The organism is Enterobacter sp. BRE11 (genome assembly GCF_031844285.1).
Taxonomy (GTDB): Bacteria; Pseudomonadota; Gammaproteobacteria; order Enterobacterales; family Enterobacteriaceae; genus Pantoea.
The window spans coordinates 78,843-93,421 of sequence record NZ_JAUZUX010000002.1 but is presented as its reverse complement, the minus strand read 5'-3'; the positions used below and the strand labels follow the sequence as shown (position 1 = coordinate 93,421).

Genomic DNA, 14,579 nt, shown 5'->3' with positions numbered 1-14,579 from the left:
CTGCTCAACCGCCCAGCAAACGATGAATACGGGTCAAACCCGCCGCCAGACGATCGGCCTCTTCTTCGCTGTTGTAGAAGGCGAACGAAGCGCGGCACATCGCCGGCACGGCGAAATGGCGCATCAACGGCATGGCGCAGTGGTGGCCAGTGCGGATAGCGATACCGTATTGATCGAGGAAGCTGCCGACGTCGTAGGCGTGATGCTTGCCCAGATTAAACGCGATGACGCCTGCGCGATCCTGCGGGCCGTAAATCACCAGATCGGGCACTGAGGCGAGCTTGTCGAGCGCGTAGCGCATCAGCGCCTGTTCACGCTGCTGAATCGCCTCAAAACCGATCTCTTCGACATAGCGCAGCGCCGCGCCGAAGCCGATAATGCCGCCGGTATTAGGCGTGCCCGCTTCGAAACGCCAGGGCGCTTTGTTCCAGGTGGTGCCGACAGGCAGCACCACCTGATCGATCATCGAGCCGCCGCCTTCCCAGGGCGGCATCTCGTCGAGCAGCGCTTTGCGCCCGTAGAGAATGCCGACGCCGTTAGGGCCGTAAATTTTGTGGCTGGAGAAGACGTAGAAATCGCAGCCGATATCCTGCACGTCAACCTTGCCATGCATGACCGCCTGCGCACCGTCCACCAGCGTCACCAGCCCGGCGGCTTTCGCCTGCGCCACCAGCGCTTTGACCGGGTTTACGGTGCCGAGCACGTTGGAGACGTGCGTCACCGCCAGCAGGCGCGTACGGCTGTCAATCAGCCCTGCCAGCGCGTCGATGGCCAGCTCGCCACTGCTGTTCAGCGGCAGCACGCGGATCTCTGCGCCGGTGCGCTGCGCCACCATCTGCCACGGCACGATATTGGCGTGGTGCTCCATCTCGGTGATGATCAGGTTGTCACCGGCCTGCAGCTGGCTTGCGCCCCAGCTGTTTGCCACCAGGTTGATGCCCTCGGTGGTGCCTTTGACAAACACAATCTCTTCCGGCGAGGAGGCGTTAAGAAAACGCGCCGCCTGCAGGCGGACGTTTTCCATATCGGTGGTGGCCTGCGCGCTCAGGCTGTGAATGCCGCGGTGCACCGCCGCATAGCCATACTGATAAAAATGACTTTCGGCGTTAATCACCGCCAGCGGACGCTGGGCGCTGGCCGCGCTGTCAAGGTAGGCCAGCGGATGACCGTTGACCTCACGCTTCAGGATCGGGAAGTCGGCCCTGATACGTTCGAGATCGAAGTTCATCATGAGGCATCTCCAGGGAAACGCGCCGCGATGCGTTGCAGAACCGCCTGACGCAGCGTCTCATCATCCAGCGCTTCGGTCAGTTCGGCCGCAAAAGCGTGAATAATCATCTGCTGCGCCGCCTCTTCTGCAATGCCGCGCGAACGCAGGTAGAACATCTGCTCATCATCAATGCGGCCGATGGTCGCGCCGTGGCTGCACTTCACGTCGTCCGCATAGATTTCCAGCTGCGGCTTGGTGTCCACTTCCGCCAGACGACCCAGCAACAGGTTGTTGTTGGTCATCTGCCCGTCAGTTTTCAGCGCGTGCTGCGCCACTTTGATGTGGCCGTTAAATACCGCGCGGCCTTTGTCGCGCGAGATGGTTTTATGCAGCTGACGGCTCAGGCAGTGGCCTTTGTTATGCTCCAGATAGCTGCGGGTATCCGCCACTTCCGAATTCATCGGCAGCACCAGGCTGTTCAGCGACAGCTGGGTGTTCTCACCGTTGAGCTGCACGCTGGTGTTGTGACGAGAGAGGCCCGCGCCCAGCAGGAAGCTGGTGCTGCTTACCTGCGCATCGCGACCGATAACGATATCGTTATGGGCGAAGTGGTAGCTGCTGCTCTCTTCAAACGCCAACTTGATATGTTTCAGCTGGGCATTGTCGCCGACCGCGAAGGTAAAGCGCGCGCCGGTAAAGTGCTGTGCGCCGTCCAGGGTGACGTAATGCTCGATAACCTGCGCCTGCGCGCTCTCTTCCAGCTCGAAATGGTGGCGATGATGCACGGTGTTGAGCGCATCCGCCTGGCCGCTGGTGATATGCAGCAGGTAGAGCGGACGCGCCGCCGCCTTGCCGCGTGCCAGGCGAATCGAGGTGACCTCTTCCGCCAGGCTTTCGGTCAGATGCAGAAAGACTTCCGGCTGCACCGGCGCCGGCAGCGGGCGGCGCTCGGCGGCGCGGCTATGCTGAACGGCGAAGAGTTCTGTATCGGCCGGGCTCAGCGACGGCTGAAACTGACCGTCGACGAACACCAGGCGGATCGCGTCCAGCGGCAGCGCCAGCGCGTCGACCTGCGCCTGACTCAGGCTTTTCGCCTGCGGCAGCGCAAACTGGTGGGCCAGCAGCCCATCCAGCGCGGTATATTTCCAGTTTTCATGCTTACGCGTCGGCAGACCGACGCGCATCAGCTGTTGCCAGTGCTGCTGAGCCTGCAGCGAGCGAGACTCGCCGCGCGATTCAAACAGATGATGCCACTGCTGCAGGGCGTTATCACTCTTCGTCGGTAAGCCAGCCATAGCCTTGCTCCTCCAGCTGTTTCACCAGCGTAAAGTCGCCTGATTTGACGATCTTACCTTTGTACAGCACGTGCACGAAGTCTGGCTTGATGTAGTCCAGAATACGCTGATAGTGGGTCACGATGATAAAGGCGCGCTTTTCGTCGCGCAGGCTGTTGACTCCTTCCGCGACGATCTTCAGCGCATCGATATCGAGACCGGAATCGGTTTCATCAAGGATGCACAGCTCCGGCTCCAGCGCCGCCATCTGCAGGATGTCGTTGCGTTTCTTTTCGCCGCCGGAGAAGCCGACGTTGACCGAACGGGTCAGCAGATCTTCCGGCATCTTCAACAGGTGGATCTTGTCTTCGATAAAGTCCTGGAAGTCGAAACGATCCAGCTCTTCTTTGCCGCGATATTTGCGCACCGCGTTGACCGCAGTCTGCAGGAAGAACTGGTTGCTGACGCCCGGGATCTCGACCGGATACTGAAACGCCATAAAGATGCCTTCGCCCGCGCGGTCTTCCGGGTCAAGCTCCAGCAGATCCTTGCCTTTAAAGCTCACGGAACCGCCGGTGATTTCGTAATCTTCACGGCCAGCCAGCGTGGCAGAGAGTGTGCTTTTGCCTGAGCCGTTCGGGCCCATAATGGCGTGCACTTCGCCCGGTTTCACTTCGAGGTTAAGACCGCGCAGAATCTCTTTGTCTTCAACGCTAACCTGTAAATCTTTAATGCTTAACATACTTATTCCTTCACATTGCTTCCGGCAACGCGTGTGACGGCATCAGCCCACACTGTGCTCAAGGCTGATGGCTAACAGTTTTTGCGCTTCCACGGCAAATTCCAGTGGCAGCTCAGAGAAAACGTCTTTACAGAAGCCGTTAACGATCATGGAGATCGCATCTTCTTCGCTGATACCGCGCTGGAGGCAGTAAAACAGCTGATCTTCGCCGATGCGTGAGGTGGTCGCCTCATGTTCCAGCTGAGCGGTGTTGTTGCGGGTCTCGACATACGGGAAGGTATGCGCGCCGCAATCGGGGCCGATCAGCATTGAGTCGCACTGGGTAAAGTTACGCGCGTTGGTCGCGGTCGGCATGATTTTCACCAGGCCGCGATAGGTGTTCTGGCTCTTACCGGCCGAGATACCTTTGGAGATGATGGTCGATTTGGTGTTTTTACCAATGTGGATCATCTTGGTGCCGGTATCTGCCTGCTGACGGCCGCTGGTCAGCGCTACCGAGTAGAACTCGCCGATAGAGTTATCGCCGCGCAGGATGCAGCTCGGGTATTTCCAGGTAATGGCAGAGCCGGTCTCGGACTGCGTCCAGGACATTTTGCTGTTCTCGCCTTCACACAGCGCGCGCTTGGTGACGAAGTTGAGAATGCCGCCTTCGCCTTCGCCGCCTGGGAACCAGTTCTGCACAGTGGAGTACTTCACTTCCGCGTTTTTATGAATAATGACTTCCACCACCGCCGCATGCAGCTGATAGGTGTCGCGCACCGGCGCGGAACAGCCTTCGATGTAGCTGACGTAGCTCTCTTCGTCGGCAATCAGAATGGTGCGTTCGAACTGACCGGTTTTCGCCGCGTTGATGCGGAAATAGGTCGACAGCTCCATCGGGCAGCGCACCCCTTTCGGGATATAGACGAAGGTGCCGTCGGAGGCTACGGCGGAGTTCAGCGCCGCAAAGAAGTTGTCGTTGGCCGGCACGACGGTGCCGAGATACTTCTGCACCAGCTCAGGATGTTCCTGAATCGCTTCGCCGAACGAGCAGAAAATAATGCCCTGCTCTGCCAGCTTGCCGCGATAGGTCGTAGCAACGGAAACAGAGTCGAAAATCGCATCGACCGCCACTTCGCGTCCTTCGCGCACCGGCACGCCCAGCTGATCGAACGCCTTCTCAACTTCCTGCGTCAGATAGGTGTTGGTCTCTTCGATGCCCGAGGACTGCAGCGCGCCCGGCTCAGAGGCGCAGCTATCGTCGCAGTTGCCGCATGACGGCGCCGAGTAATAGCTGTAATCCTGATAATCCAGTTTGTCGTAATGCGCTTTCAGCCAGTGCGGCTCTTCCATTTCGAGCCAGGCGCGAAAGGCTTTAAGACGAAACTCCAGCATCCACTCTGGCTCGTTACGTTTAGCCGAGATCGCGCGCACCACATCTTCGTTGATGCCGTGCGCCATTTCGTCGGTTTGCAACTGGGTAAAGAAGCCCTCTTTGTAGTTGAGCTTGCCTTCCCACATTTGTACATCGTCAGATGTTTCGCTGTGTCGTGACATATTTCACTTACTCGACGCCAAAGCTTTCACCGCACCCGCAGGCGTGTTGAGCTTTAGGGTTATTGAATTTAAAAATCTGGTTCAGGCCTTCGCGGACATAATCTACTTCCGTACCGTCGATAAACGGCATCGCCTGGAGCGGCACGTAAAGCGTTGCGCCGTTATGGGTAAACTGCAGGTCGTCGTCGGCAGGCGTTTTCACCAGATCCATAACGTAACCAAAACCGGCACAGCCGGATTGCTTCACGCCCAGATGCAGACCTTTTACTTCAGGATCTTGCGCCACCAGGCTAAGAATTTGCTTTGCCGCGGAATCAGTCAGCGTGACCCCTTTCCAGACGAAATCATCAGGAGAGAACGTTGCTGCATTTACAGATGCCATGTTGTTACCTCGTAAGTCCGGACCTTTTCAGGCTATTCCCCTATGGTAAGGATCTGGGCGATCACTTCAACCTCTTGTTTTGCAGGGATAATCATCTTGTGCTCTTTTTAATCACTGCTTTATTAAGCATAGCTGCTTCACAGCCCTTTGCGGCGAGCGCGCGCGCGCCAAAATCTATGACCTAACCTGTTAAAAATACGTAAAATTTTTTTCGGCCAGTTATTAATAATTTCTTATTGATAGGTTACGCCTTTATCACATGTGCAGAAATTGTTCTTGCCGATTTTATTAACAGGCTAAGTAAATCGTGAAAATTTTCGCACGGCGCAATTGCAATCCGCATCCAGTTGAATATGATAATTATTATCATTCAATATTTGAGGTGGCGCCCATGACGCTCTCAGTTTCTGCCTGGCTACAACGCAAAATCGACGATTACAGGTTTTCCGTACGCGATATCACCGTTGACTTCTACCTGGCGCAGGCAAAGCTGAACCGGGCCGACGCGACTATTCATCAGCTGCGCCAGTTCAACGACACCTGTCTGGATATGGCTGAAATCTGCCAAATCAACGGGGACGATCACAGTTATCTGCACGCCATGGGCAAACTGCATCATCGGCTGGTGCAGGAAATGGGCAACAGCGAGCGCGACAGGCTGTTCCGCATCCAGGCTTATCAACTAGCGCGCCTTTCACTCACTCAGCTGTGCCATCAGCTGACGCTGGCTGGAGAGTGGGACAAAGCCACCGCGCTGCAAAGCGACTTTGTACGCCATGCGGGCTGGATATTCTAATCCAGCCGCCTCGTGACGTCGCGCACAATTTCATTACATCAGGGTTAATAGCGCCTGAAGTGGATGGCGCATGCCGTTGCCTTCCAGCCGCTTAACCTGGCTGCGGCAGGAGAAGCCGGTCGCCAGGCAGCGCTGGCGCGGCAATTTCTGCAGCTGCGGATGCCACGACAGCCCATAGATCCCCAGCGAGTTATCAAGATTCTTGCTTTCATGGCCGTAGGTGCCCGCCATGCCGCAGCAGCCGACATTAACACTCTCCAGCCGCGCGCCGAAGCGCGCGAAAATATCCTGCCACTGGTTTGGCGTGTTGGGCAACGCCGTCACTTCGGTACAGTGCGCGAACAGATACCAGCTCTCCCCGCTGCCCGGCGTCGCTTCGCGCGTGCTGACCACTTCGCGCAGCCACTCATGCACCAGCTGAACGTGAAAGTCGCCGCGCTTGTCGCCGAGCGTCTGCCTGTATTCATCGCGATAGCAGAGCACCGTTGCCGGATCGACACCGACCATCGGCATACCGAGCCTGGCGACCCGATTAAGGAAGTCGGCGGTTTTGCCAGCGGTGCGCGCAAAGCGCTGCAGAAAGCCTTTAACGTGCTGCGCCTTGCCGTTCGGCATAAAGGGCAGCAGCACCGGCCGCAGACCCAGCTTTTCGATCAGGCGAATAAAGTCAGCGATCAGCTGCGCCTCGTAGAAGCTGGTAAAGGGGTCCTGCACCACCAGCACCGTTTCGGCGCGCTGTTCGGGGCTTAGCGCCTCAAGTTTCTCCAGCGTCATGCCCATTGCCGGATGGCCGCTCAGCTCCTGCTTCAGCGAAGGGGACGACAGCAGTGGCAGATCGACCATACCGATATGGGTTTTGCTTAGCTCGCGCACCCAGGGCTGGCGCAGAAAGAAGTTGAACGCCCTGGGCGCTTTTGCCATCAGCGGCGCATAGCCCTCGACCGCCGCTACCAGATGGTCGCTTACCGGACGCAGATAGCGCGTATGGTAGAGCTGCAAAAAGCGGGCGCGAAAATCGGGCACGTCAATTTTGATCGGGCACTGGGTCGAGCAGGCTTTACAGGCGAGACAGCCGGACATCGCCTCATGCACCTCGTGGGAGAAATCATATTCGCCTTTGCTGGCGTGCCAGCTGTTGCGCACGCGGCCAATCAGGGCGCGCAGCGACAGGCTGTTTTCCGGCAGCTGCTTTTCAAGCTGCTGCGGATCGACCCCCTGCTCCGCCAGCAGGCGCAGCCATTCGCGCGTGAGGGTGGCGCGTCCTTTCGGCGAATGGATGCGGTTACGGGTAATCTTCATGGAGGGACACATCGGGCTGCGCGCATCGAAATTGAAGCAGAGGCCATTGCCGTTGCACTCCATCGCGCCGCGCCACTCGCTGCGTACCGATAGCGGAATCTGGCGGTCATAGCGGCCACGCGTCGTCGCGTCGACCTGCATCATCGGCTCGTTGCTGTCGATGGGGGTACAGATCTTGCCGGGATTCATACGGTTGTCGGGATCGAACGCCGCCTTGATGCGCCGCAGCTCGTTGAACAGCGTTTCGCCGAAGAATGCCGGGCTGTACTGGGCGCGAAAGCCTTTGCCGTGTTCGCCCCAGAGCAGTCCGCCGTAGCGCGCGGTCAGCGCTACCACCTCATCCGACAAGGTTTTCATCAGCATCTCCTGCTGCGGATCGCACATGTCCAGCGCTGGACGCACGTGCAGCACCCCCGCGTCAACGTGGCCAAACATGCCGTAGCTCAGGCCATGGCTGTCGAGCAGCGCGCGAAACTCGACGATATAGTCGGCAAGGTGCTCTGGCGGCACCGCGGTATCCTCGACAAAGGGGATGGGCTTGGCGCGCCCTTTGGCGTTGCCCAGCAGGCCAACCGCCTTTTTCCGCATATTATAGATGCGCTCAATGCCGACGAGGTCCTCACAGAGCTGATAGCCGATTACGCCACCCTGTCGCTGCGCCATCAGGCTCTCCAGCCGCGCACAGAGCGAGGCGACCTGCTGCTCGATCAGCGCGCCGTCGTCCCCGGCGAATTCAACGATATTGAGGCCGAGCATCTCTTTGTCCGGCACGTCGGTAATTAGCTCGCGCACCGAATGCCAGACGATATCTTCCCGCGCCAGGTTAAGGACTTTGGAATCCACCGTTTCAACCGACAGCGCTTTCGCCTCGACCATAAAGGGCGCGTTGCGCAGTGCGGAGTCGAAAGAGTCATATTTGATGTTCACCAGCCGACGCACTTTGGGGACAGGCGTGATATTGAGCCGCGCCTCGGTGATAAAGGCCAGCGTCCCCTCCGCGCCGCACAGCAGGCGCGTCAGATCGAAGGTCTGCATATCATCGCTGAAGACGTGACGCAGATCGTAGCCGGTGAGGAAGCGGTTTAGCTTCGGAAATTTTTCCAGAATCAGCGCACGCTGCTCGCGGCATCGCGTCAGCACCTGCTGATAGATGCGCCCTTCCGGCGTCGCGGTCTGCGCCAGCGTCTCCGCCAGCGCGGCGGCCATTGGCCGGGTATCAAGAATATCGCCGCCGAGCAGCACCGCGCGTAGTCCCAGCACATGATCGGAGGTTTTACCGTAGACCAGCGAGCCCTGGCCCGAGGCGTCGGTATTGATCATCCCGCCCAGCGTCGCACGGTTGCTGGTGGAGAGCTCCGGCGAGAAGAAAAAGCCGTAGGGCTTAAGCCAGGCGTTAAGCTGGTCTTTGACCACGCCCGCCTCGACGCGCACCCAACCCTGTTCAAGGTTAATCTCCAGGATGCGGTTCATATGGCGTGACATGTCCACCACGATGCCCTGATTCAGAGACTGGCCGTTGGTGCCGGTTCCGCCGCCGCGCGGCGTAAAGATCAGCTCGTTAAAGCGCGCCTCGCCCGCCAGGCGCGCAATCAGCGCGACGTCGGCGGTGGAGCGCGGAAAGAGTACCGCGTCCGGCAGCAGCTGATAGATGCTGTTGTCGGTGGACATTAACAGACGGTCGGCGTAGCTGGTGGCGGTGTCGCCAGTGAAGCCCTGCGCCTTGAGCGCGTCGAGGAATGTCAGCACCCGTTGAACGAGGCCGGGCGCCTGAGAAATCTGTGGGATCATTATTGGGAGACCAGATGTTGTAAACGTTTGCGTTGCTTGTTTTGTCTGAACGTTCCGTTTTAACACATTTTTTTCGCGCTCGCTGTTTTTTCAGAAGAGGGAAAAACCGCCTCTTTCGCCTCTGTCTAAAGGGGCCAAAATAGCTCATCATTAAGCCGGGCCTGATTGCCCCCTAATGAAGGATTATTTGAGGTCGTTGTCTCTTATGAAAAACCTGCACCGCACCACGGATATGCCGCAGCGGCTCTTTACGCTGCTCTTTATCCTGCTGATGATCGTCGCCTGCATCTGGATAGTTCAGCCATTTATACTGGGTTTCGCCTGGGCGAGCATGGTGGTGATCGCCACCTGGCCGCTGATGCTGCGCGTGCAGCGCCTGCTGTGGAACCGGCGTTCGCTAGCGGTCATCGTGATGACGCTGCTGCTGTTGCTGCTGTTTATTATTCCTATCGCACTGCTGGTCAACAGCCTTATCGACAATAGCGCGCCTGTTATCGCCTGGGCGACGCAGGGTCATATGGAGATGCCGTCGCTGCTGTGGCTGAATGATATTCCGGCCATCGGCGATAAACTCTTCTCCAGCTACCATAAGCTGGTGGCGGGCGGCGGATCCGCCATCATGGCGAAACTGCAGCCCTACGTGGGTCGCACCACCGGCTTCTTTGTCGCGCAGGCGGGCCACTTTGGCCGGCTGATGATCCATCTCGGCGTGATGCTGCTGTTCAGCGCCCTGCTGTTCTGGCGTGGCGAACAGGCGGCGCAGGGCATCCGCCACTTCGCCTTTCGTATGGCGGGCCGACGCGGCGACGCGACGGTGCTACTGGCCGGTCAGGCGATCCGCGCCGTGGCGCTCGGCGTGGTGGTAACCGCACTGGTACAGGGCGTGCTGGGCGGCATCGGCCTCGCGCTCTCAGGCATCCCCTACGCCACGCTGCTCACCGTGCTGATGATCCTCTGCTGTCTGGTGCAGATAGGGCCGCTTATCGTGCTGGTCCCCGCCATTATCTGGCTCTACTGGAGCGGCGACACCACCTGGGGCACGGTGTTGCTCATCTGGAGCTGCGTGGTCGGCACGCTGGACAACGTGCTGCGCCCGATGCTGATCCGCATGGGCGCCGATTTGCCGATGATCCTGATCCTCTCCGGCGTGATCGGCGGACTGGTCGCCTTCGGTCTGATTGGGCTCTTTATCGGTCCTGTCGTGCTGGCGGTCTCATACCGACTGGTCTCCGTCTGGATGCATGAGGCCCCGCCGCCGCCAGAAGGCGATCTCGCCAGCGTGGTCGAGATTCTGTCCGATCACGACGAAGAGCATCTGCCTTCCTGAAACCAGGCTCAGGGCGGTTAATCGCCCTGACTTATTTGCGCAACGTTAATATTTTTTTTCATTAGCAGTTTTTAAGAAAAAACGCAGTTTTCAGCCATGAGGCCGCATATCAGCGTCCAATAGTTTATTTTTCACACTGGTTTACCTCGATTTTGCTGATAAACAGGTGACAAAAGTTTACTGGCTTTAAACTAATAAGAGGATTCTTAAAGACGCAGAACCGCGCGATGAATAACATGATTCCTAAGTCTGAAATCAACCTACTGATTTTTAAACAACCTTTTTCCCCTGAGTAAAGTGAAGAATTGCTGTGTGTAGTCTTTGCCCATCCCCTGTGATGGGCTTTTTTTTGGCCCAAAGAAAGTAAAAAGGCCAGCAAAGCTGGCCTTCAGGCACTAATTTACCTCATTAATCATGCGCTTTTGCTTAACTCAGCCAGGGATATCCAGGTTTCTACCACGGTATCTGGATTAAGTGACAGGCTGTCGATCCCCTCTTCCATCAGCCAAGCCGCAAAGTCCTGATGATCGGATGGCCCCTGGCCGCAGATGCCGACATATTTGCCCTGCCTTTTCGCGGCCTGAATCGCCATCGACAGCAGCGCTTTTACTGCCTCGTTGCGCTCGTCAAACAGCGCCGACACCACGCCTGAATCGCGATCCAGCCCCAGCGCCAGCTGCGTCATATCATTCGAGCCGATTGAGAAGCCGTCGAAATGCTCAAGGAACTGATCGGCCAGCAGGGCGTTGGAAGGAATTTCGCACATCATAATGATTTTCAGGCCGTTCTCGCCGCGCTTCAGGCCCTGACGTTCCAGCTCTTCAACCACGGCCTGCGCCTGCGCCACGGTGCGCACAAAGGGCACCATGATTTCAACGTTGGTCAGCCCCATGTCGTTGCGCACGCGCTTCACCGCTTCGCACTCCAGCGCGAAGCAGTCGCGGAAGCTGTCCGCCACATAGCGCCCGGCGCCGCGGAAGCCCAGCATTGGGTTCTCTTCTTCCGGCTCGTAGCGCTCTCCGCCGACCAGATTGGCGTACTCGTTCGATTTGAAGTCCGACAGGCGCACAATCACCCGTTTTGGCGCGAAGGCGGCGCCGAGGGTGGCGATCCCTTCCGTCAGGCGTGCGATATAGAACTCGACCGGGCTGTCGAAGCCCTTCATCATGCCGCGGATCTGCTGCTGCAGTTCCGGGGTCTGCTGGTCAAACTCCAGCAGCGCTTTCGGGTGCACACCAATCATGCGGTTGATGATGAACTCCAGACGCGCGAGGCCGACGCCTTCGTTTGGCAGGCAGGCAAAATCGAATGCGCGGTCAGGGTTGCCGACGTTCATCATAATCTTCAGCGGCAGCGCCGGCATTTCGTCTACCTGCGAGCTGGTGACGTCGAAATCGATCAGATCGCTATAGACATAGCCGGTGTCGCCCTCGGCGCAGGAGACGGTCACTTTGTTGCCGTCCTGCAGGCGATCGGTGGCGTCGCCGCAGCCCACCACGGCCGGGATGCCCAGCTCGCGCGCGATAATCGCCGCGTGACAGGTACGCCCGCCGCGGTTAGTCACGATCGCCGAGGCTTTCTTCATGATCGGCTCCCAGTCAGGGTCGGTCATATCGGTGACCAGCACGTCGCCTTTTTCAATGCGGTTCATTTCGCTGATATCGTGGATGACTTTGACTTCGCCCGCACCGATGCGATGGCCGATAGCGCGGCCTTCCACTACCACGCTGCCTGTACCCTGCAGGTTATAACGCTCCATCACCTGTCCGTTGGAGCGCACGGTTTCCGGACGCGCCTGTACGATAAAGAGCTTGCCGGTATGGCCATCTTTGGCCCACTCGATATCCATCGGGCGCTTGTAGTGCTGCTCGATCAGCACCGCCTGACGCGCCAGCGCCTGGACCTCCTCATCGGTCAGCGAGAAGCGGTCGCGTTCGCTTTCCGGCACGTCTTCGATACGCACCTGCTCGCCGTGCGACTGCGAATCGGCATAGACCATACGCACCTTTTTCGAGCCCATATTGCGGCGCACAATCGCCGGGCGATCGGCGGCCAGCGTCGGCTTGTGCACGTAAAACTCGTCGGGATTGACCGCTCCCTGCACCACCATTTCGCCAAGACCGAAGGCGGAAGTGATAAACACCACCTGATCGAAGCCCGATTCGGTATCGATGGTAAACATCACGCCCGAAGAGGCGAGATCGGAGCGCACCATGCGCTGAACGCCCGCCGACAGCGCGACGCCGCGATGGTCATAGCCCTGATGCACGCGGTAGGAGATGGCGCGATCGTTAAACAGCGAGGCGTAAACGTGCTTCACGGCGACGATTACCGCGTCATAGCCCTGCACGTTAAGAAAGGTTTCCTGCTGGCCGGCGAAGGAGGCGTCCGGCATATCTTCCGCCGTGGCGGAAGAGCGTACGGCAAATGATGCCTCGGCATCGTCTGCGGAGAGCTGCTCATAAGCCTCGCAAATAGCCGTTTCCAGTTCAGGCTGAAACGGGGTATCCACGACCCACTGACGGATCTGTTTGCCGGCTTTCGCCAGCTCATTGATATCGTCGATATTAGTCTTGTCCAGTAAATCGTAAATGCGCTGGTTGAGGCCGCTCTGCTCGAGGAACTGATTAAAGGCATAAGAGGTGGTCGCATAGCCGTTAGGAACGGATACGCCCAGCGACGATAAATTCGTAATCATTTCACCCAGAGAAGCATTTTTGCCTCCCACGCGATCGACATCGTGCATACCAAGCTGGTTATACCAGAGCACTAACGGCTGTTCGCCTGTAATGGACATCGAGATTATCCTTTTTAAGAATGAATGGGCACATGGAAAATTTAGCTATTCGCAAAATTAGCCTGGCACAATGCGCAATTAATGACTAAGTGTTGAATCGTTAAAGCGCGCAATAAATAGCACTTTAAGAATTATTCCGATAATTACGCCAGGTTGCGCAAATTCGCTATTTCCCGCTAAGACTATGATGTTGTTTGTTTTCGCTATCTATCATTGGCTTATCTGCTCTTTTTGTTGCGCAACAATCTGCTACGTTATTTCCCTGCCGCAGGCGGCAATAGCGGGTAAAGCGAAGTTAAAACGCCATTTCATTATTTAGCAGCGCCTCTTTTCGCCACCCAGGAGAGAAAAATGAAAAGTTCACATAATTCAGACATGGATTTTTTATTTTGTTTTGAGCGCTAATTAAAGCTGCTAACCTGATGCTATCTCTCTTTGCATAAGGTAAAGGCCATGAGCAGCGAAAGAAGCGTTTTCTATATTTCCGACGGCACCGCGATTACCGCAGAGGTGCTTGGCCACGCGGTGCTGTCGCAGTTTCCGGTGGGCTTCAATAGCCTGACGCTGCCGTTTGTCGAGAATGTGCAGCGCGCCCAGGCGGTGAAGGCGCAGATCAACGCGCTCTATCAGAAAAGCGGCGTGCGTCCGCTGGTGTTTTTCTCTATCGTCACGCCGGAAGTCCGCGACATCATTATGCAGAGCGAGGGCTTCTGTCAGGATATCGTGCAGGCGCTGGTGGCGCCGCTACAGGAGGAGCTGGGCATGGCGCCCGCCCCGGTGGCGCACCGCACCCACGGTCTCGACGCCAGCAACCTCGGCAAGTACGATGCGCGCATTGCCGCCATTGACTATACCCTGGCGCACGACGACGGCATCTCACTGCGCGGGCTGGAAGATGCGCAGGTGATCCTGCTGGGCGTATCGCGCTGCGGCAAAACGCCGACCAGCCTCTACCTGGCAATGCAGTTCGGCATCCGCGCCGCCAACTACCCTTTTATCGCCGATGATATGGATAACCTTAAGCTGCCCGCGGCCCTGCGCCCCTTCCAGAACAAGCTGTTTGGCCTGACCATCGATCCCGAGCGGCTTGCCGCCATTCGCCAGGAGCGGGCGGAAAATACCCGCTACGCCTCTATGCGCCAGTGCCGGCTTGAAGTCGGCGAGGTCGAAGCGCTGTTTCGCACCCACCAGATCCGTTACCTCAACAGCACCAACTATTCGGTCGAAGAGATCGCCACTAAAATTCTCGACATCATGGGCCTCACGCGCCGCATGTACTGAGGTACCGGCGGCGGCGTTTTTGTAAAGCGCCGCTGCCGTCGCGCAAAATATCTTTTCAGTTTATAGGCTTGCATTCGCAAACTAATAATTTATTGTGATCATCATCACTTCCCGGTATGTCACCGCTGCGAAGAAAAAGCTTTCGAG

10 protein-coding genes and 1 other RNA gene are annotated in these 14,579 nt (G+C 57.6%); 4 read left to right on the top strand and 7 right to left on the bottom strand.

The genetic code is table 11. From position 1 onward, the window contains the following. Positions 1–4: 4 nt before the first annotated feature. From sufS to sufA, 5 genes are read right to left on the bottom strand one after another with little or no spacing between them, the layout of a single operon-like run. Positions 5–1,228 (bottom strand): cysteine desulfurase SufS, encoded by a 1,224-nt coding sequence (gene sufS, locus Q9R34_RS02580; protein WP_485892458.1) that lies wholly within the window; start codon positions 1,226–1,228, stop codon positions 5–7. Next, positions 1,228–2,505: a Fe-S cluster assembly protein SufD gene (gene sufD, locus Q9R34_RS02575; RefSeq protein ID WP_485892281.1), complete on the bottom strand. Its 1,278-nt coding sequence runs from the start codon at positions 2,503–2,505 to the stop codon at positions 1,228–1,230. Before sufD ends, sufS begins: the two co-directional genes overlap by 1 nt. Beyond that, positions 2,480–3,226: a Fe-S cluster assembly ATPase SufC gene (gene sufC, locus Q9R34_RS02570; RefSeq protein ID WP_033789824.1), complete on the bottom strand. Its 747-nt coding sequence runs from the start codon at positions 3,224–3,226 to the stop codon at positions 2,480–2,482. The genes sufD and sufC overlap by 26 nt, the downstream gene beginning before the upstream one ends. 42 nt (positions 3,227–3,268) lie before the next feature. After that, the gene (gene sufB / locus Q9R34_RS02565) at positions 3,269–4,762 is read right to left on the bottom strand and encodes a Fe-S cluster assembly protein SufB (protein ID WP_434125526.1); all 1,494 of its coding nucleotides are present in this window, start codon (positions 4,760–4,762) and stop codon (positions 3,269–3,271) included. A 7-nt stretch (positions 4,763–4,769) separates the two neighbouring features. Then, on the bottom strand, positions 4,770–5,144 hold the full coding sequence (gene sufA, locus Q9R34_RS02560; RefSeq protein ID WP_434125525.1) for a Fe-S cluster assembly scaffold SufA: 375 nt from the start codon (positions 5,142–5,144) through the stop codon (positions 4,770–4,772). A 391-nt stretch (positions 5,145–5,535) separates the two neighbouring features. Here sufA and Q9R34_RS02555 point away from each other — a divergent pair, with 391 nt between their 5' ends. Next, positions 5,536–5,940 carry a hypothetical protein gene (locus tag Q9R34_RS02555; RefSeq protein WP_434125523.1) on the top strand — a complete coding sequence of 135 codons (405 nt, stop codon included), beginning with the start codon at positions 5,536–5,538 and terminating at the stop codon, positions 5,938–5,940. A 33-nt stretch (positions 5,941–5,973) separates the two neighbouring features. On the opposite strand, the gene ydiJ is transcribed toward Q9R34_RS02555, so the two are convergent. Then, positions 5,974–9,027 carry a D-2-hydroxyglutarate dehydrogenase YdiJ gene (gene ydiJ, locus Q9R34_RS02550; RefSeq protein WP_485892278.1) on the bottom strand — a complete coding sequence of 1,018 codons (3,054 nt, stop codon included), beginning with the start codon at positions 9,025–9,027 and terminating at the stop codon, positions 5,974–5,976. Between the two features lie 205 nt (positions 9,028–9,232). Between ydiJ and ydiK the strand changes: the two genes are divergently transcribed. Both ydiK and rprA read left to right on the top strand, forming a co-directional pair. Continuing rightward, positions 9,233–10,354, top strand: a complete 1,122-nt coding sequence (gene ydiK / locus Q9R34_RS02545; RefSeq protein ID WP_033747493.1) for an AI-2E family transporter YdiK — start codon at positions 9,233–9,235, stop codon at positions 10,352–10,354. A 244-nt stretch (positions 10,355–10,598) separates the two neighbouring features. Then, positions 10,599–10,707, top strand: an RNA gene (rprA, locus tag Q9R34_RS02540) — antisense sRNA RprA. Between the two features lie 59 nt (positions 10,708–10,766). Here rprA and ppsA read toward each other — a convergent pair. Then, complete coding sequence (ppsA, locus tag Q9R34_RS02535) at positions 10,767–13,151, bottom strand: phosphoenolpyruvate synthase (protein ID WP_485892277.1); 2,385 nt, start codon at positions 13,149–13,151, stop codon at positions 10,767–10,769. A 453-nt stretch (positions 13,152–13,604) separates the two neighbouring features. On the opposite strand from ppsA, the gene ppsR reads away from it, so the two are divergent. Continuing rightward, positions 13,605–14,432: a posphoenolpyruvate synthetase regulatory kinase/phosphorylase PpsR gene (gene ppsR / locus Q9R34_RS02530; RefSeq protein ID WP_081137326.1), complete on the top strand. Its 828-nt coding sequence runs from the start codon at positions 13,605–13,607 to the stop codon at positions 14,430–14,432. Positions 14,433–14,579: the final 147 nt, after the last annotated feature.

What these genes read in the sequence shown, in the direction of transcription:
- sufB (WP_434125526.1), bottom strand. Translation starts at nt 4,762, where the DNA reads ATGTCACGACACAGCGAAACATCTGACGATGTACAAATGTGGGAAGGC.
- sufA (WP_434125525.1), bottom strand. Translation starts at nt 5,144, where the DNA reads ATGGCATCTGTAAATGCAGCAACGTTCTCTCCTGATGATTTCGTCTGG.
- ppsA (WP_485892277.1), bottom strand. Translation starts at nt 13,151, where the DNA reads ATGTCCATTACAGGCGAACAGCCGTTAGTGCTCTGGTATAACCAGCTT.
- ydiK (WP_033747493.1), top strand. Translation starts at nt 9,233, where the DNA reads ATGAAAAACCTGCACCGCACCACGGATATGCCGCAGCGGCTCTTTACG.
- sufS (WP_485892458.1), bottom strand. Translation starts at nt 1,228, where the DNA reads ATGAACTTCGATCTCGAACGTATCAGGGCCGACTTCCCGATCCTGAAG.
- sufD (WP_485892281.1), bottom strand. Translation starts at nt 2,505, where the DNA reads ATGGCTGGCTTACCGACGAAGAGTGATAACGCCCTGCAGCAGTGGCAT.
- ydiJ (WP_485892278.1), bottom strand. Translation starts at nt 9,027, where the DNA reads ATGATCCCACAGATTTCTCAGGCGCCCGGCCTCGTTCAACGGGTGCTG.
- ppsR (WP_081137326.1), top strand. Translation starts at nt 13,605, where the DNA reads ATGAGCAGCGAAAGAAGCGTTTTCTATATTTCCGACGGCACCGCGATT.
- Q9R34_RS02555 (WP_434125523.1), top strand. Translation starts at nt 5,536, where the DNA reads ATGACGCTCTCAGTTTCTGCCTGGCTACAACGCAAAATCGACGATTAC.
- sufC (WP_033789824.1), bottom strand. Translation starts at nt 3,226, where the DNA reads ATGTTAAGCATTAAAGATTTACAGGTTAGCGTTGAAGACAAAGAGATT.